Genomic DNA, 16991 nt, shown 5'->3' with positions numbered 1-16991 from the left:
AGGTCACCCGTAGTGCTGCTTCAACAGGCAAGTCCGGGAGCAGGCAATGCGGTCAACGGGTTATGCCTCAGCGACTGCTTCTCGCCAGGCCGATCGCGCCGGCAGCCTACCGATAATTTCACGCTTCGATGCGGACGTCCGACGTCACCACGACACCCTTCAGTCCTCCTCGAGGATCGGTATCCCCTTCAGAACTAACTAAATTAGCAGTTTCTTAATTGCCTTTGGAACTTTGTAGCTTGCGTTCCATTTTCAACCGCATGCGAGAGTCTGTGGTCCAAGGCCCGGGAATAACGGTGAACAGGTCACCGCCGCGCTACTCGCTGGTCCTGCCCGTATACAATGAAGAACAGGTGCTGCCTCGGCTGATCGAGCGGATCAGTTCGCTTATCGGCCGGCTGGACGGCGAAACGGAGGCCATCTTCGTCGATGACGGAAGCCGCGATGGAAGCGTCGAATACCTTCAAAAAGTGGTCGCCGCCGAGCCGCGCTTTCGGCTGATCGAATTTTCCCGCAATTTCGGCCACCAGGTGGCGATTACCGCCGGCATGGACGCCGCTGCGGGCGATGCCGTCATCGTCATGGATGCGGACCTGCAGGATCCGCCGGAAGTCGTTCTCGATCTGGTGGCTAAGTGGAAGGAAGGTTTCGAGATCGTCTACGCCCGCCGGGTCAAGCGCGAGGGCGAATCCTGGTTCAAGCGCTTTACGGCAAGTCTTTTCTATCGCCTGCTGGAGAAAATGACGTCGGTCGATATTCCGCGCGACGTCGGCGACTTCCGCCTAGTCGGCCGCAAGGCGCTGGAAACCTTCAAGCGTATGCCCGAACATGACCGCTTCGTCAGGGGCATGTTCGGCTGGATGGGGTTCAAGCAGACGGCCGTGCCATTTGAGCGCCACGCACGAACCCTGGGCCAGACCAAATACCCGTTCTGGAAGATGATGCACCTTGCGGTTCACGGCATCGTCAGTTTCTCCGAGAAGCCGTTGCGCCTGGCGCTCTGGGGCGGGTTGGTCATTTCCGCGCTTGCGGGGGTCTTTGGCGCCTACGCCATCTTTGCCTGGTTTTTTGAAACCGGGATCATTGCCGGGTGGACATCCACGGTGGTGATCGTGTCGCTCCTGTGCGGGATCAACCTTTTCATGACCGGCGTGGTCGGACTCTACGTCGGCAGCATCCACGCCGAGGTGAAACGCCGCCCGCTTTATGTCATCGATCGGCTCACCGGCTTCGACGAGTCGATGCGTGCCGCCTCCGGTGAGCGCCGCCGATCGTTTCACAAACCCAGGAGTGGAGTCCCCGCCAATGGCCGAACTCTTCGACAGCTATAAATCCAACTATGGCGAGGCGGTCGAAGGGTCCATCCGGTTTTCCGGACTCAGCCACGACTTCTTCCTTGTCGCCAAGGCGGATCTGCTGCGGCGTCTGGTCTTCGAGCGAAAGCTTCGGCAGGGTGGGTCGGCTGTAAGGGCGCTGGATGTCGGCTGCGGCGTCGGTTCGCTCCACCCCTACCTCGACGGTGCTTTCGACAGCGTCGATGGTTGCGATGTCTCGCAAGAATCGATTTTGCACGCCAGCCAACACAATCCGCGTGTGGCCTACAGGACCTGCAGCACTCAGGGGCTGCCTTACGAGGACGGCACGTTCGATCTGGCTTTCGCTAGTTGCGTCGTCCATCACGTTCCGCCCTCCTCCTGGCTCGATTTCTTCCTGGAAATGCGGCGCGTCGTACGGCCGGGCGGCGTCGCCTGCATTATCGAGCACAATCCCTACAATCCACTGACGCGCCTTGCTGTGTTCCGGTGTCCGTTCGATCACGACGCGGTTCTGCTCAACGCCGCCAAAGCGAGGTCCGTTTTTCAGGAAACAGGCTTCCGGGACATCCGCTCCGAGCATTTCCTGCTGCTGCCATCGGCAAGGCCCTTGGCCAGAAGGGTCGAGCGGGTATTCGCGCCTTTGCCGCTTGGAGCGCAGTATGCGTGTAGTGCGCGTGTCTGAGCGCCGTTCAACCGGCGACGCCGGGCTGAGGGTGCTGGCGCGCTTCGGGTCGGTCGGCATCGCCGCAACGATCCTTTATGCAGTGATGGCCACCGCTTTGGTAAAATGGCAACGGTTCGGCCTCTCGCCGGTCGGTGCCTCGCTCGCGGCTTACACCGCAGCCGCCCTGTTTTCTTATCTCGCGCATAAGTTCGTGACTTTCGCGTCGAGCGGATCGCATCGATCGGAAGCTCCGCGTTTTTTCTTGCTGACGGCGACAGGCTTCGCCGTTGCCTGCGCGGCGCCGGCGGTTTTGACGGCCAAACTCGGCCTGCCGCCGATCATCGCCATTCTGGTTACATGCTTGCTTGTTCCAGCGGTCAATCTTCTCATGCTCGACCGGTGGGTTTTTGCGCAGCGAAGACCCGGCCAGCAACGTGATCGCCCGCCCTAACCCGGCTCAACAGGATCGAGCCGGAACGACAACAATTTGATGGCGCGCTTGTAGATGTTGCTGGCGGCCGAACTTGGCGGAATGCCGTCGAGGTAGTCGAAGGCGACATCGAGTATCCTGGCCTCGGCGAGGGCCGCCGTTGGAATGACGAACGAGACCGTTCGCGGCTCTTTGCCGGACAGCGTCACCGCATGCACCCGAACGCCATTCACCGAAATAATAATCCGCTGCGTGACCTGCGGCGGGCGAATGGCGGCGGCCATTTGCAGCGTGGCCGTCACACTGTCGTGGAGCGGCGGTATCTTCAGCCGAAGCCGCGAGGTCTCGCCTAGGGAATGGGTGCCGTCGGCAACGGGTCCCGACCAGCCGCAGACCCTCATGCCGGCTGCCTTTTTGGCTCCGTCGGACCGGAACGACACCGTCTCGCCTAGGGTATAGCTGCCGACCGCATCGCGATTGAGGCAGGTCGTCGTCCGGTCAATGTAATAGGCGCGATAATCGGCGTTGACATTCGGATTGAGAGCAAGCGCAAGAATGACGATTTCCGTTCCCGCCAGAACCGCCGCCAGCGCGTAGCTGGCAAGCCTGGCCCCGCGCAGATACCGGCCCGAAATGTCAGACCAGGGCAAGATAGCCTCCGATCCATGCCACGGTCATGAAATAACAGGCGCCCAGGAAGAGAGCCAGAGCCGCAAGAAAAGTCAGCTTCGACGCCGACGACAGCATGGCCAGCAATATTGTCAGAGGTGCAAGCCCAACGACGTATCTGACCATCGAGGCCAGGTTCGTGATCAGCGGCAGGATGATGCAGCAGGCGCAGAACAACGCGGCGCCATATTGCCTGCGAACCGCCAGAACCGCCGATAGCGCCAGTCCGATGAGTGCGGCGAGCGCGCTCCATTGCGGCGCCGTGGGCAGCCATCCAGTTGTCGGAACGGCCGAAAACCCGTCCCATATAAAGGCGAGCGGATTGCCCGGCACCCGTCCAAACGCGCGCTGCACGTGCAGGAAGGCAAAGCCGTCGCCGATGGTCAGATAGAGAAACAGGATGTAGGCGAATAGGCCGGCTGGCGAGATGAAGATGGCGACGAGCAGATCCGGTCGGCCAAGCAGCCAACGCGGGAACGACAGCGTCGATCCGCCCTTTGCGCGGTAATCCGTGAACATCTGAATGACGGTCGCGAATACAACGAGCACCCCGACGAGCCTGGTTGCCGACAGGAGAGCCGATGACAGTCCCGCAGCCAGATAGCTGGAGCGTTTGAGCGCCAGAAAAACGCACGAAGTCAGGAGTACGAAAAGAGGTTCGGTCAGGAAAGTCGTGAAGTGATAGGAGAACGGGCCGCTGAGCAGGAAGGCGCAATACAGAACATAAGCGCGCATGTTCTTCTCGAGCAGTGGCCACGCCACCAGACAGGCGGCATAGCTGCACGCAATCGATGTGATCGACGCGACGAGTATCGTCGGAAAGCGGAAAACAGACCGGATTGCCGCCACCAGCATCGGATAGAGCGGGAAAAAGCCCCAGCGTCCGACATTGCTCTGGCCTGGAATGGGAAAGCGCTCATAGCCGTGTTCGGAAATGCCGACATACCACGCGCAATCCCAGCGGCAGAGCGCCTGGGCATAGGCCGCGAAGCCGGGTTCTGCCGAAACCGAAGCAAATGCGGCATAGCGAATGGCCAGCCCACTGACGACGAAAGCCAACGGCACCGCGACGACGGCTACCGCAACAAAGCGGCCACCGGCGTTCGGACGCGCGACAGCTTCGAGCGCCAAAATCTGCCTCCACCCGTTCAAATGGCAGGCGCCACTCAAAGCTAGATGACGCGCGCCCCGGCGAATTCAAGGCGTTCACGCGGCTCAAATTGGCGATACCGCTATCCGGCGCTTCTGAGCCAGACCAGCATCTCGCCGGGGTCGCGGTTGTGCCAGGCGAAATGCGGCACGGCGCCGACTTTCACTTCCTCGACCGCCGGCGGTTCGGTGCGGTAGAGCCCCTTTCCAGTTTTCGAAAGTCTCCTTTTGGCAATCGCCGAAAGCGTGACGCCGCCGCCCAGACGGTTCGCTGCTTGTGTGCCTCGATCTCAGCCGTTCGCGGCAGAGCGATGCGGTGCCGTGGCTGGAATTCGACGCGCAAAAGTCCGCCGCGTATTTTGTGCGATTCCGTCAAGCTGTTGTACACGACAGTTTGAACCCTGATGCCGCGCCCGCGTACTCGGCCCTTGAGAATCCTCCAGCCTTCGGCAACATGGCGGCAAAGCTGAGAGTGTGAGGATGAGCAAGGTCATTTCCGCCGCATCGCGGCGTCAGTCGGCGCCGCGCAAGTCACCGATGGCGCTGACCGAGGCGCTGGTCGCCCGCACCTTGCGGGCGGTCGAGGACGCCGGGCCGACGCCGGGCATGGTCTACATGACCGATGCCGATTACGCGCGCATTCGCGACGAGGTGCTGGCCGGCGCGCCGGCCGGGCCGGTGAAGCTGTTCGCCTATGGTTCGCTGCTATGGAAGCCGGCCGGCGAGGTCAGGGGTGGCGAACGGGCCGTAGCGACGGGCTGGCACCGTTCGTTCTGTTTTACGGTGCAGCGCTTCAGGGGCACGGTGGAGCAGCCCGGCCTGATGATGGCGCTCGACCGCGGCGGCCAATGCCAGGGGATGGTGTTCGAGATCGCCGAGCCAGTGGCGGCTAATCTCGAAGCGCTGCTGCGCCGCGAGATGACCATCCTGCCGGCCGTCAACGTGCCGCGCTGGCTGCAGGTCAGGACGGGCGACGGCATGGGCCAAGCGCTTGGTTTCGTTGTCGATCCCGCCAATCCGCGCTATGCCGGCAAGCTCGAAAAGCGAGCGATAGCGGCGACCCTGGCCATGGCCGTCGGCCATTGGGGTTCGGGCGCCGAATATCTGTTCGAGACCATTCGCCATCTCGACGCCTGCGGCATCCGCGACCGCAATCTCTGGCAGCTGCAGGAACTTGTGGCCGAGGAGATCGGCCGGGCGCCGCCGTCGGGCTTTATTCGTCCCTGAGCCAGACCAGCATCTCGCCGGGATCGCGGTTGTCCCAGGCGAAGTACGGCACGGCGGTGACTTTCGCTTCCTCGACCGCCGGCGGTTCGGTGCGGTAGAGCCCCTCTTCCCAGTTTTCGAAAGCCTCCTTCTTGGCAATAGCCGAAAGTGTCACGACGCCGCCCAGAAGGTTCGGCTGCTTGTGTGTCTCGATGTCGGCCGTTCGCGGTAGAGCGATGCGGTGCAGCTGGCTGGAATTGTCGGTCTCTTCGATGCAATAGATCAGCGGTCCGCGCGCCAGTGCGACGCGGCCGATATCCTGCCGCACCTGCGGGTTGGCGTAGAGGCGGTCGACGGCCATTTCGAGATCGAGCTCGACGCGGTCGCCCTTGCGCCATTCGCGGCGGATCGCGGCATAGCCGTCACTGGTGACAGCATCCAGATCGATATCGGCGCCGTTGACCTTGAGCGTTGCCTTGCGGCACCAGGCCGGCAGCCGCAGGTGCAAGGTGAACTCGGTCGGCGCTTCCGGTTCGACGGAGATCGAGACCGCGCCGTCCCAGGGATAATTGCTGGTCTGGGTGAGCTCTATCTGCGCCCCGGCGATATCGAAACGAGCCGTGCCGTTTCCATAGAGGTGGACGGCAAGTGCTGTGTCCGACAGGCCATAGAAATAGCTGCCGATCGAGGCGACCATGCGCCCGACATTGGGCGGGCAGCACGGGCAGCGGTGCCATTTCCAGCGGTGGTGGGCGCCGCGGCTTTCGAGCGGATTTTCGTAGAAGAACAGCGAGCCGTCGAGCGACAGGCCCGAGATCGAGCCGTTGTAGAGCGCCCGCTCCATGATGTCGGCGTAGCGCGCATTTGGGCCCATGCCGAGCATGCGGCTTGCCCAGAACACCAGGCCGACCGAAGCACAGGTCTCGGCATAGGCGGTGTCGTTGGGCAGGTCGTAATCGGCGGTAAAACCCTCGTTGTGCGACGATGGCCCGAGACCGCCAGTCACGTAAAGGTTCTTGGTCATGAGATCGTCCCACAGCCGGTCGAGCGCCACCCGCAGCGTGTCGTCGCCATATTCGGTGGCGATGTCGGCCATGCCCGAATAGAGGTACATCGCCCGCACCGCATGGCCGACGACCTTGTCCTGCTCGCGAACGGGCTTGTGCGACTGGTTGTATTCGTAGGTCTTGAAGTGATAGGCCTTCGGGTCGGCGCCGCGGGCGCGCGCCTCCTCGTCGAAATAATGCGGCTGCTGGCCGCGCTGATCGATGAAGTATTTGGCAAGCTCCATGTATTTGCGCTCGCCCGTCACCCGCGCCAGCTTGACCAGCGCCAGCTCGATCTCCTCGTGGCCGCAATAGCCCTTCTTCTTGCCGGGCTCGGGACCGAATGTTTCTGCGATATGGTCGGCGTAGCGGCACATGATATCGAGCAGCTTGCGTTTGCCTGTGGCCTGGTAATAGGCGACCGCGCCTTCGATCAAATGGCCAGCGCAATAGAGCTCGTGGCAATCGCGCAGATTGGTCCAGCGCAGGCCGGGCTGGATGCGCTGGTACCAGCTCGACAGATAGCCGTCGGACTGCTGCAGCCTGCCGTACATGTCGATGACGGCGTCGATCTTCTTCTCCAGCTCGTCGTTGCGGCGGCGGTAGAGCGAATAGGCGGCGGTCTCGATGGTCTTGCCCCAGTCGCTGTCCCAGAACATCTGGGTGGTCACCGTCGATCCGGTGAACTCGTTGCCGGCGGTGGCCGCCTCGTCCGGCGAGGGTGAGTGGAACGGAATGACGACGCCGGGCGACGGCCGGTCCGGGTCGATCTGCTCGAGCATGCGCGCCTCGACGCAGCGGTCGTAGAGGATGCCGGCGGTTTTGCTGGCGACGGCATCGACGCGGTCGCCCCAGAAGCCGCGCACGTCGACCTGCGGCACCGGCAGCGGACGGAAGGCGAGTTTTGGCTTGGCGCCCTGACTGGCGGATGGCGATGCGGTCATCAATTTACTCCGGTTCGGTTCGATTGGTCACTTGACGGCCCCTGCCATCAGGCCGCGGATGTAGAAGCGCTGCAGCAGCAGGAAGAGCACCAGGCACGGCACCATCATCACGGTGACGCCGGCCTGCACGGCGCCCCAGTCGATGGCGCCGAAGCGGCCGGACTGCAGTGCGGTCATCATGATCGGCAGCGTGAATTTGGACTGGTCGGTCATCAGCACGAGGGCCGCCAGAAACTCGTTCCAGGCGCCAAGGAAGGCAAACAGCGCGATGGTGACGATGCCCGGCCAGACCAGCGGCAGCATGACCCTAAGCAGCATGGTGACATTGTTGGCGCCGTCCATGCGCGCGGCCTCCTCGATCTCGCGCGGCACCGCGTCGAAGGCGTTGCGCATCATGAAGATTGAGAACGGCAGCTGCAGCGTGACGTAGACGCAGACCAGCCCGGTCAGCGTGTTGTGCAGGCCGATTTTTGTCAGCACCAGGAAGATCGGCGTCAGGATCGACTGGAACGGGATCATGATCGTCGACAGGATGACGACGAAGAGCAGGTTCTTCAGCGGAAAGCGGAAGCGCGAGAAACCGTAGCCGGCGAGCACGCTGACGATCACCGACAGCACCACCGTCATGACCGAGACATAGATGCTGTTTTGCGCCGGCAGCCAGAGGCCATCGCCGAAGGTGTTGAGCGTGGCGTAATTCTCTAGCGAAAAGCCCGTCGTCGGCCAGGGCGGCAGCGGCGGCTGGCGCGCCTCGTGCGCCGGCTTGAAGGCCGAAAGCACCGTCCAGGCGATCGGCGCCAGGAACAGAATGGATGCGATGATGCCGGTCGCGTGCTCGGCGATCTGCATGCCGATGCGGCGTTTGCGGCTCCTTGCCTGCGCCATCAGTCGACCCCCTCGGGCTGGCGCAGCAGCCGCAGCTGGATGAGGCTGAGCGCGACCAGGATGACCAGCAGCACCATCGATAGGGCGGCGCCATAGCCAAGCTTGAACGACACGAAGGACTGGTTGAAGATCCAATAGACGGCGGTCAGCGTCTGGTTGCGTGGCCCACCGCGCAGGATGATGTAGAACTGGTCGAAGGCGAGGATCGAGCCGGCCACCGACAGGATCAGCGCCAGCGCCAGCGTGCGGCGCATCAGCGGCAAGGTGATGGCGCGGAACCGCGCGAATGGCCCTGCCCGTCGATCATCGCCGCTTCCTGCAGGTCCGGCGGGATCGATTGCAGGCCGGTCATCAGGATGATCATGGTGAACCCCGCCACCTTCCAGACCACCATGGCGATGATCGACCAGAAGGCCGGCTGGAAAGTCGCCAGCAGGTTGAATTTCTTCTCGGTCAGGCCAAGCTCGAAGGCGGCTGGGCTGAACAGGCCGGAATCGACGTTGAGCAGCCATGACCACAAAAGGCTGGCCGAGGCAAAACCGATGACCGCCGGCATGAAGAAGGACGTGCGGTAAAGGCCGGTCAGCTGCCGCGGCCTTTCGATGAACAGCGCCAGCGGAAAGGCGACGGCGAAAATCGCGATCGTCACCACCACTGTGTAATAACCGGTGAACTTCAGCGCGTTCCAGAAGCGGGTGTCGCGCAGGATCGCCCAGTAATTGTCGAGCCCGACAAAGCTGTGCGCGCCCATCAATGGCCAGTTGTGCAGCGACATCCAGGCGGTCATGCAAAGCGGCACGATGAAGAAGACCACGACCAGGGCAACGGCCGGCGCGACATAGAGCAGGCCGATCAACTGCCGGCGGCCGGCGCCGACCAGTTTGTATGCGCGTGCGGGTGCGGCGGTGGTTGCTGCGATGGTGGTCATGCGCGGTTCTTGCGGTTGAATGGTTGCAAATCTTCGGTCTCCCGCCCCAAGTCAATCGCGTCTGGTTTGCGCTGCCCCTCATCGCCCTGCCGGGCACTTCTCCCCGTATAGTGACGGGGAGAAGGGTGCCTTCGCAAAGGATTTCGCCAACATCCAGCGTTGCAGAAAGGGTGCCAGGGTCGCGGCCAGCCCCTTCTCCCCGTCACTATACGGGGAGAAGGTGCCGGCAGGCGGATGAGGGGCGGTGCCGACATTAACAATCGGTCCTTCCAAGGTGAGTTACGGACGGTCTTCCGATGCAATGTCCGGCCACCCGCCCAGGGAGATAGGCGGGCGGCCGGAGCGCCGGCGCTTTACTTCTGCGGCGCCGAATCGATGATCGACTGCATGGTCTCCTGCGCGTTGGCGATGGCGCCGTCGACGTCTTCACCGAAGAAGACCTCGTTCATCATCTGGTTCCACGGACCGTTGGCCGAGTTGATCAGATCGTTGAACACCACCGAATAGGGCGTGCGGCCCTTGGCCATGGCTTCGGCGGCGACCTTGTAGCGCGGGTCGAGGTCTTTCAGCGCCTCATTGGCGATGTCGCCGCGCACCGGCAGGCTGCCGTATTTCGCCAGGATGGTCTGGCCTTCGAGCGAATAGGCGAAATCGAGGAACTCCTTCACCACCGCGACCTTGGTGGTGCCCTTGGTGACGACGAAATTATCGCCGCCGGCAAACGACGACCAGGCGCCATCCTTGCCGGGCAGGAAGGTGATGCCGTAGTCGATGTCGGGATATTGCGTGTTGAGCGCGCCGATGGCGAAGGCGCCGGACGGCGAGATGCCGATATTGCCGGTGGCGAAGGCGGCAAAGAAGTTGGAGCCGGTGTCGGTCTGCGCGCCTGAAGGCACCAGGTCCTTCTTGACCATCGAACGGTAGAGGTCGATGGCGCCGCGCATCTGCGGCGTGTCCAGCGTCGCCTTGGAGCCGTCCTCCGTCAGGATGTCGCCGCCCGAGGCCCAGATCAGCGGCGTGAAGGTGAAGATGTTGCAGCCGCCGCAATTGCCGGAGAAGTAGAAGCCCTTGATGTCGCCGCCGAGCGCGTTGACCTTTTCGGCGTCGGCTTCGATCTCGGCCCAGTTGGTCGGGCCCTTTTCCGGATCGAGGCCGGCCTGCTTGAACAGCTTCTTGTTCCAGATCAGCACCGAGGAATCGGCCGAGAACGGCAGCCCGTAGATGCGGCCCTTATAGGTGCCCGTCTTGACATGCGCCGGCGACAGGCTGGCGAAATAGGGCAGCGATTTCGCCCAGTCGGTGATGTCCTCCAGTTGGCCGGCGGCGGCGAAGGACGGCGTGTAGATCAGGTCGAGCGACAGCGCATCGGGCGCCGTGCCGCCGGCGGCGGCAGCGCCGTATTTCGGGATGATTTCGGCGTTGGGGATGATGTCCAGCTTGATCTGGTTCTGATGCCCCTTGTTGAAGGCATCGACGATGCGCGGCATGAAGTTCGAGCCGTCGGCGCGAACCCAGATGTTGGCGGTATCGGCGGCGGCCGAGCCGACCGTCGCAAGCGTGCCGAAAATGCTCGCGGCGATGGCGAGCCCGGTAATGGTGGTTCTCATGCTTCTCCTCCACATGGTTTAATTTAGCGTCTTAATTTAGCCGCGCCCCCAAGCGGGTGACTATCGACACGGCCCGTTTCGTTCAGCCGTCCGGCGGACGGCCGCATGACTGACGCACCACCAACCGGCACGGCAGTTTTCTAATGCCCGGCAGAGCGGGTTCGCCGCCGACGAGCGAAAGCAAGGCAAGGCCGGCCTCGCGGCCAAGTGCTGCGAGATTCATGTCGACCGAGGTCAGCGGCGGGCGGGTTGCCTCGGCGACGATCTGCCAATTGTCGAAACCGATGACGCCGACCTCGTCCGGCACGCCGATACCGCGCTCGCGCAAAGCGTCGATGACGCCGCGCGCGATCTGGTCGTTGCCGCAGAACACCGCATCGGGCTTTTCGCGCGTACCGTCGAAACCCTCGCCGTCGAACAGTCTTCTGACCGCCTCGTGGCCCCAGGCTTCCGACCATGGGCCGAGCAGCGGCTCCAAGACCGGCAGGCCGTTCTCGGCCAGCACCTCGCGATAGGCTTCGGCCCGGGCATGCACCACGGCAAAGCTCGCGGGACCGCTGACATGGGCGATGCGCCGTCGTCCGAGCCGGCAAAAATGCTCGACCGCCAGCCGCGCCCCGCCGGCATCGTCCGACACAAACGCGATGGCGTTGGGATCGGGCTCGGTGAAGGCGTAGATCGCCGGAATGCCGAGATTGGCGAGGTCGACCGGAAGATGGCGATCGATGCGCTTGCCGGTGGCGATGATGCCGTCGACGCGCTTGTCGAGCATGGCATCGACATGCAGCTGGGCAAGGCGTGGGTCGTCCTCGACATTGCACAGGAACACCGAGACGCCGGCATCGACCAGCGCATCGGAAACGCCGGCCATCAGCGGCAGCGAAAAGCGGCCATAGGTGTCGTTGGTCAACAGCCCGACGGTAAAAGAGCGCCGCCTGAGCAGGCTCTGCGCCAGGCTGTTCGGGCGAAAGCCAAGCCGCTGCGCCGTCTCACGAATCCGGCTCCGCGTCTCGGCCGTCATCCGCCCCTGCCCGTTCAGCGCTTTTGACGCCGTGGCAACGCTGACGCCGGCAATGGCCGCCACCTCACGAAGCGTGACGGGCTGCTTGGCGGGCGTTGGCTGGACGTCGGACGCCATGATTTGGAATCGATCCTCCCGGTTGAGAAAAGCTTTTCTCTTATGGTCCGGCGGCTTGCTGGTTGATGAGGTCAGCGGGCGCGAGGCGGATTGGGAAAAGGTTTTCTCAGGGGGAGATTAGGACGAAGGATGTCGGGATGGCAAGGGGAGAATGGTCGCTCAGCGAGCACCGCGATCGAATAATCGCGGTGCCGCAGTCTACCCGTACGGCTAGCAGCTCTCAGTCTGCGGATCGCACGCCTTGTTTTTCTGCTTCTGTGGCTTGGCCGCCTGTTCCGGCTCGGCTTGCTGCTGCTCGGCGGGCTGCTCCTTGGCCTTCTGCTTTTCAGGCTTGGCCGCCTGTTCCGGCTCGGCCTGCTGCTGTTCCGCGGCGGGCTGCTTCTTGGTCTTCTGCTTCTCAGGCTTGGCCGTCTGTTCGGGCTCAGCCTGCTGCTGTTCCGTGGCGGGTTGCTCCTTGGCCTTCGACTTCTCAGGCTTGGCTGCCTGCTCGGGTTCGGCCTGCTGCTGCCCGGCGGCGGGCTGCTCCTCGGTCGTCGGCTTCTCAGGCTTGGCGGTCTTTTCCGGTTCGGCCTGTTCGGTCGTTGCTGCGCCTTCGGTCGGCTTCGATTTGCGGCCAGCCTGAACCTGCTTCACCTCCTCGATGTCTTTGAGCTTAGCCGGTTTGGCATCGGCATCGGCTTTCACCTCACCTTCAAAGACCGTGACCGTATCGTTTTCCAATTTGCCGGCCTGTTCGGGCGCGTCGGTCTTGCTGACCTTGACGGCAGTCACCTCCTGGTTCGTCTCCTTCTCGATCACATCGACATCGATGACTTTGTTGATCACCACATTGTTCTGGATCGTCACGTCGCCGGCCGGCTCGGCCGCCTCGACGATGCGCACAAACTCGGGCTCATCACGGATAACGACGGTGGAAATGTCCGCAGCAAGGAATTCGCGGGTGGGGACCACAACCCAGTAATAATCCGGCGTCGTGTCGAAGGTCACCTCGATTGAAATCAGATCCGGATCGCGGCGCGGCGGCAGCGGAGCCCAAATCATGTGCTCCCTGTCACGACGCCAACTGACCCATGCCGGCGCCCAACGGGTGCCCGGAACCCAGTACCAGCCGATATCGTCGGCATAGCCCCACCGGCCGTAATGGTACGTCGCCCAGCCGAATGGCTCGTCGGATACCCACAGCCAGCCATACTGCTCGGTATAGGCCCAGTGTCCAACGGTATAGGGACGCCAATCGTCAGGCACATCAACCGGCACGAAAACGGTCGCTCCGTGATACGAGACCCAATCACCATAGGAAGACAGGTCTTCGTAGAATGTGCTGATCGAAACGGTGGTGGCAGCCCTTGCCTCGGACACGAGCGACAATGGCGCAATCGGGTTGGGAATCTCGACGACCGTCAGCAGACAGGCGCCGCCGAGCATCAGTCGTACCGCATGGTGGGCAAGGACGCGTTTCATCGCAATCTTCCTCCGAAACAGATCGCCCTTCATCCTACAAACCCGCCGGCTGCCGGATTGTTCCACTTTGCTGACGTTGCCGATCCCCTCCCGCAACGGCTTGGCATCGCACGATGATATTTGGGATCAGAGTTGCTTCATGAGGGCGGTGACCGTCACAAATGCGCGCCGAAGGCGCGGCGATAAGTGGTTGGTCAGCAGGCCCGACGGTAAAGGAGCCGCCGCAACAGGCTCTGCGCCAGGTGGGGATGGCAAGAGGGGATGGAGGTGTTATTCGAGAGCACCAAGCTTTCATCTCAGAGGTTGCCCCCTGCGATCCCTTTGGGACCAGAAGCCGAATTTAGATGTCGAAAAACTCCTAGGCTCACAACAATCGAGTTCTCTCATAGTACCTAGTGCATTAACAGTTACCGTGATGGTAGGCCCACACTTGGCAAAGTCTGCCGAAGGGCTTGATCGGTGGGGGAAGACGCTGTCAGATATCAGATACCCAAATACGTCTATCGATCGCGTCACCACCCACGTGATCTTCATTCATGGCTTAACTGGCCATTATGAGCAAACTTGGGAGTCACGCACCAATCCCAAAGAATTCTGGCCAACGTGGCTTGAGGCTGACACTGGAGATGTAGGTGTCTGGAGCATTGGTTATCCTGCGGCAGCAAGCAGGTGGCAACGCGGAGACGCCATGGCACTCGTGGATCGAGCTTCCAATCTGCTGCCTCGCCTCGCCAACGAACGCAAGCTCCAGAGTGGCAACATAGTGCTGGTGGGCCACAGCCTAGGGGGCCTGGTCATCAAGGCGCTGCTACGAAAGGCAGAAGCCGAGATGCCTTTCAAGGCAAATGTCGCTTCGTTTGTCAGACGCGTTCGGCAGGTGGTGTTCATAGCGACGCCTCATCAAGGATCAGATCAAGCTACGCTGGCAAATGCCTTAAGGCTCCTCTCACGCCCTCGCGAAACGTTGGCCGGGCTTAGCCGCAACAATCCGGAGCTGCGAGGCTTGAACGAGTGGTATCGCGCATACAGCAGCAAGAACAATCTTGCCAATCTTGTCTTTCAGGAGCGTCAGCCATTTGGCTGGCTGCGCGTAATTGTTAAGCCTGACAGCGCCGATCCCGGTCTCGGTCCTTCCACGAGCATCGTTCCGCTGGACGAGGATCACGTTTCCATCATCAAACTACGCAGCCGTGAAGATGACTTGTACAAGGAACTCGCACACTTCATTCGCACCGGCCCGACCGGCCCCCACGCTGACACCCTCCTCGCCGACCGTCTGGCCAGCCTTGAATCGACGGTTTCCGCTTCGATTGTGCCGTCTCGGGTCGCTGGTGGCCTCTCGCTTCTCGACGAGCCGCTGAAGGATCGTCTCTGGCGACTTCGGCGCGGTCGGCACCTTGCCGAATTTAAACTCGAGGCAGAAACTCGCCGCCTTACAGAAGATCTCTTAAGCGGCGAGTTGAGCCAGGCATCGCATGACGCCAAATGCGCTGCACTCGCCTGGTGCGCCCGCATTCTTTCAACCCTTGGTTCGGTCGAAGAGACCGAAGAACTCTTGAACAAATCGCGGCGCCTAGGAAATCGGCCTGAGGTAGTCATTGCAGAAGCTTTTTTATTACTCGCTAAGGGTAACCGAAGTGAGGCTTTGGCTCATATCAAAGATCTGAATTCACCGATGAGCCGCTCCGCATCCTTTGTTATCGCTACACGGGACCAGGATGCTGAAACCGCGCTTTCCCGGTTTGACGCCTCTGGCCTTTCCACAAATGAGTTGGACGCCGACGGGAAACTACTAGTTCTGCTTCGACTGCTTGAAACCGGGCGTTGGCAACCTGCTCTGCAATTAAGCGACTCGCTAGATGCCCATGACTTCGAAGCATCGCCCGCCTTGCTCCGCCCAGCAGCGATGACAAATGTTATTCATACCCTGCCCGAAGAGTCGAAAGCACCATTCCTCCACTACTCCCCCCTCTTTTCAAATAGCTATTTCATGGCTGGCGAGCCAGCGTCCCTCGAACGCCGCCGAGCGGCGCAGAATCTCTTAGAGCGGATGGCGACCGAGGCTGAACTCTTCGAGTGCCCTGCTATTCAGCTGGATGCCGGCGACACTGCCTTGTGGCTAGAACTCAACGATCCCGACCATCGAGATCAAGCCCGGGAGCGAGTGAAAGCAAAGCTCGCGTCCCCTGCGGACTCGCTCCACTATGTCGCGATCGCAGGACGGTTGGGAATTGAGCTCAATCGAGCAGCGGTTCAACGCCAGATCGAAAGAGAGAAAGCGCTATCAGGCCAAGACTCTTCTGATGCCATACTGGCAGGCCTAGCCCTCGCTCAACTGACGGAAGATCCAGAGCAGATTGCAGCCCATATTGATGCAAATCGCGACGACTTGATTAAAGTCATAGTACCGGCAGCGCTTGACCAACTTCACATAAAGGCTCTGGCCCACTCGGACCAGGTTGGCCGCGCCGAACGCATTTTGGAGACGCTGGTTGCCGACGGGATATCCGCTCAGCTGCGGGAGGAATTGCAAAGCATCATCGATGAAGGAAAAGGCGCGGATCGCATAACAAGCCGAGAAGAGCTGCTCCAATCGAACCCAACCCTAGAGAACCTTACTAGCTTGGTGGGGGCCTTGGAACAAAGCGGCAATTGGACTCGCCTCAAGCCCTATGCGCAGCAACTGTTTGAAAAAACAAAAGCAGCTGAAGCGGCCCAGGTTTACCTGCGCTCACTCGCTGAAACCTATGCCGACAAAGAACTCGTAGCTTTTGTTGAGAGCAACCAAGGTATTTTTGGTAATTCCATAAACGCCCTCTATGCTCTGGCGTGGGCGCATTTTCGGCTTGGCAACCTGCCAGCGGCCCAGACTAACCTGGCTACTCTTCGCTCTCTACGAGATGACCCCAATGACCGATTGCTGCTTATTCAGACTGCAATCATATCGGGCGAATGGGAAACTCTTCTGCCTTTCATTGAAGATGAGTGGAACAAGCGCGAACAACGATCGCCTGGTGAACTGCTACGAGCCGGGCAACTGGCTTCGCAACTCAAGTCGCCGCGCTCACGAGACCTTGTGAAAGCCGCCGCTCACAAGGCGGCATCCGATCCAGCAATTCTAATCGGCTGTTATAACGCAGCGGTAAAGGGCGATTGGGAAGACGATGCAGTTGTCGGCGAATGGTTGCAAACGGCGATAGAAAAGTCCGGCGATGACGGGCCGATCCGAAGGGTAAGTCTGGGAGATATACTCGACCAGCAACCTCAATGGGAGATCAAGCAAAGCAAGACCTGGGGATTGTATACGGCGGGGGATGTTCCGACGTTCGTCGTGGCAGAGGCTATGAATAGAACGACCGTCGACCTTACGCTCGTGCCTATGCTGGCCAATAGACAAGAGCCCGATTTGCGCCGGCGCTCGGTGCTTTTTGCGTTCAGTGGCAAACGCGGAAAGGCGAAGTGGGAGGCAAAGAGAATTGGTATCGAACCTAACGCGCTGCTCACTTTGAGCTTTGTTGACCTCTTGCCCCCTGGACCAATTTGAGCAC

At 61.3% G+C, this 16991-nt stretch carries 13 protein-coding genes and 1 pseudogene; 5 read left to right on the top strand and 9 right to left on the bottom strand.

What is annotated here, in order from left to right; genetic code table 11:
• Positions 1-260: 260 nt before the first annotated feature.
• The 3 genes from X760_RS44170 to X760_RS44160 are packed head-to-tail and all read left to right on the top strand — an operon-like array spanning position 261 to position 2431.
• A complete protein-coding gene (locus X760_RS44170) occupies positions 261-1331 on the top strand; it encodes a glycosyltransferase family 2 protein (RefSeq protein WP_156948034.1) in 1071 nt (356 codons plus the stop codon).
• Complete coding sequence (locus X760_RS44165) at positions 1306-1998, top strand: class I SAM-dependent methyltransferase (protein WP_023717157.1); 693 nt, start codon at positions 1306-1308, stop codon at positions 1996-1998. The genes X760_RS44170 and X760_RS44165 overlap by 26 nt, the downstream gene beginning before the upstream one ends.
• Positions 1976-2431 (top strand): GtrA family protein, encoded by a 456-nt coding sequence (locus X760_RS44160; RefSeq protein ID WP_023717156.1) that lies wholly within the window; start codon positions 1976-1978, stop codon positions 2429-2431. Before X760_RS44165 ends, X760_RS44160 begins: the two co-directional genes overlap by 23 nt.
• On the opposite strand, the gene X760_RS44155 is transcribed toward X760_RS44160, so the two are convergent.
• The 3 genes from X760_RS44155 to X760_RS79030 form a co-directional block, all read right to left on the bottom strand.
• Positions 2428-3060, bottom strand: coding sequence for a hypothetical protein (locus tag X760_RS44155; RefSeq protein WP_023717155.1), 633 nt, complete (start codon positions 3058-3060; stop codon positions 2428-2430). The genes X760_RS44160 and X760_RS44155 overlap by 4 nt on opposite strands.
• Positions 3047-4210: a hypothetical protein gene (locus X760_RS44150; protein WP_023717154.1), complete on the bottom strand. Its 1164-nt coding sequence runs from the start codon at positions 4208-4210 to the stop codon at positions 3047-3049. Before X760_RS44150 ends, X760_RS44155 begins: the two co-directional genes overlap by 14 nt.
• 101 nt (positions 4211-4311) lie before the next feature.
• A complete protein-coding gene (locus X760_RS79030; protein WP_348633208.1) occupies positions 4312-4380 on the bottom strand; it encodes a hypothetical protein in 69 nt (22 codons plus the stop codon).
• 328 nt (positions 4381-4708) lie between these two features.
• Here X760_RS79030 and X760_RS44145 point away from each other — a divergent pair, with 328 nt between their 5' ends.
• Positions 4709-5455 carry a gamma-glutamylcyclotransferase gene (locus X760_RS44145; RefSeq protein WP_023717153.1) on the top strand — a complete coding sequence of 249 codons (747 nt, stop codon included), beginning with the start codon at positions 4709-4711 and terminating at the stop codon, positions 5453-5455.
• Here the strand turns inward: X760_RS44145 and X760_RS44140 are convergent.
• The 6 genes and pseudogenes from X760_RS44140 to X760_RS44115 all read right to left on the bottom strand — a co-directional run bounded on the left by X760_RS44140 (position 5442) and on the right by X760_RS44115 (position 13407).
• On the bottom strand, positions 5442-7424 hold the full coding sequence (locus tag X760_RS44140; protein ID WP_023717152.1) for a glycoside hydrolase family 127 protein: 1983 nt from the start codon (positions 7422-7424) through the stop codon (positions 5442-5444). The two genes, X760_RS44145 and X760_RS44140, sit on opposite strands and share 14 nt — an antisense overlap.
• 27 nt (positions 7425-7451) lie before the next feature.
• Positions 7452-8309, bottom strand: a complete 858-nt coding sequence (locus X760_RS44135; RefSeq protein ID WP_023717151.1) for a carbohydrate ABC transporter permease — start codon at positions 8307-8309, stop codon at positions 7452-7454.
• Positions 8309-9237 (bottom strand): annotated as a pseudogene (locus X760_RS44130) (sugar ABC transporter permease). The gene X760_RS44135 and the pseudogene X760_RS44130 overlap by 1 nt, the downstream one beginning before the upstream one ends.
• Before the next feature lie 353 nt (positions 9238-9590).
• A complete protein-coding gene (locus X760_RS44125; RefSeq protein ID WP_023717150.1) occupies positions 9591-10844 on the bottom strand; it encodes a sugar ABC transporter substrate-binding protein in 1254 nt (417 codons plus the stop codon).
• A gap of 82 nt (positions 10845-10926) precedes the next feature.
• A complete protein-coding gene (locus X760_RS44120; protein ID WP_023717149.1) occupies positions 10927-11982 on the bottom strand; it encodes a LacI family DNA-binding transcriptional regulator in 1056 nt (351 codons plus the stop codon).
• Between the two features lie 210 nt (positions 11983-12192).
• Positions 12193-13407 (bottom strand): DUF6600 domain-containing protein, encoded by a 1215-nt coding sequence (locus X760_RS44115; protein ID WP_156948010.1) that lies wholly within the window; start codon positions 13405-13407, stop codon positions 12193-12195.
• A gap of 466 nt (positions 13408-13873) precedes the next feature.
• On the opposite strand from X760_RS44115, the gene X760_RS44110 reads away from it, so the two are divergent.
• Positions 13874-16987 carry an alpha/beta fold hydrolase gene (locus X760_RS44110; RefSeq protein ID WP_198030458.1) on the top strand — a complete coding sequence of 1038 codons (3114 nt, stop codon included), beginning with the start codon at positions 13874-13876 and terminating at the stop codon, positions 16985-16987.
• Positions 16988-16991: the final 4 nt, after the last annotated feature.

It is taken from the genome of Mesorhizobium sp. LSHC420B00 (assembly GCF_000503055.1).
GTDB lineage: Bacteria > Pseudomonadota > Alphaproteobacteria > Rhizobiales > Rhizobiaceae > Mesorhizobium.
This window is presented reverse-complemented; position numbering and strand designations above follow the sequence as displayed.

Bases quoted from the DNA above. Each gene is read 5' to 3' on its own strand.
- X760_RS44170 (WP_156948034.1), top strand. From the start codon at position 261: ATGCGAGAGTCTGTGGTCCAAGGCCCGGGAATAACGGTGAACAGGTCA.
- X760_RS44165 (WP_023717157.1), top strand. From the start codon at position 1,306: ATGGCCGAACTCTTCGACAGCTATAAATCCAACTATGGCGAGGCGGTC.
- X760_RS44160 (WP_023717156.1), top strand. From the start codon at position 1,976: ATGCGTGTAGTGCGCGTGTCTGAGCGCCGTTCAACCGGCGACGCCGGG.
- X760_RS44145 (WP_023717153.1), top strand. From the start codon at position 4,709: ATGAGCAAGGTCATTTCCGCCGCATCGCGGCGTCAGTCGGCGCCGCGC.
- X760_RS44140 (WP_023717152.1), bottom strand. From the start codon at position 7,424: ATGACCGCATCGCCATCCGCCAGTCAGGGCGCCAAGCCAAAACTCGCC.
- X760_RS44135 (WP_023717151.1), bottom strand. From the start codon at position 8,309: ATGGCGCAGGCAAGGAGCCGCAAACGCCGCATCGGCATGCAGATCGCC.
- X760_RS44125 (WP_023717150.1), bottom strand. From the start codon at position 10,844: ATGAGAACCACCATTACCGGGCTCGCCATCGCCGCGAGCATTTTCGGC.
- X760_RS44120 (WP_023717149.1), bottom strand. From the start codon at position 11,982: ATGGCGTCCGACGTCCAGCCAACGCCCGCCAAGCAGCCCGTCACGCTT.
- X760_RS44115 (WP_156948010.1), bottom strand. From the start codon at position 13,407: ATGCTCGGCGGCGCCTGTCTGCTGACGGTCGTCGAGATTCCCAACCCG.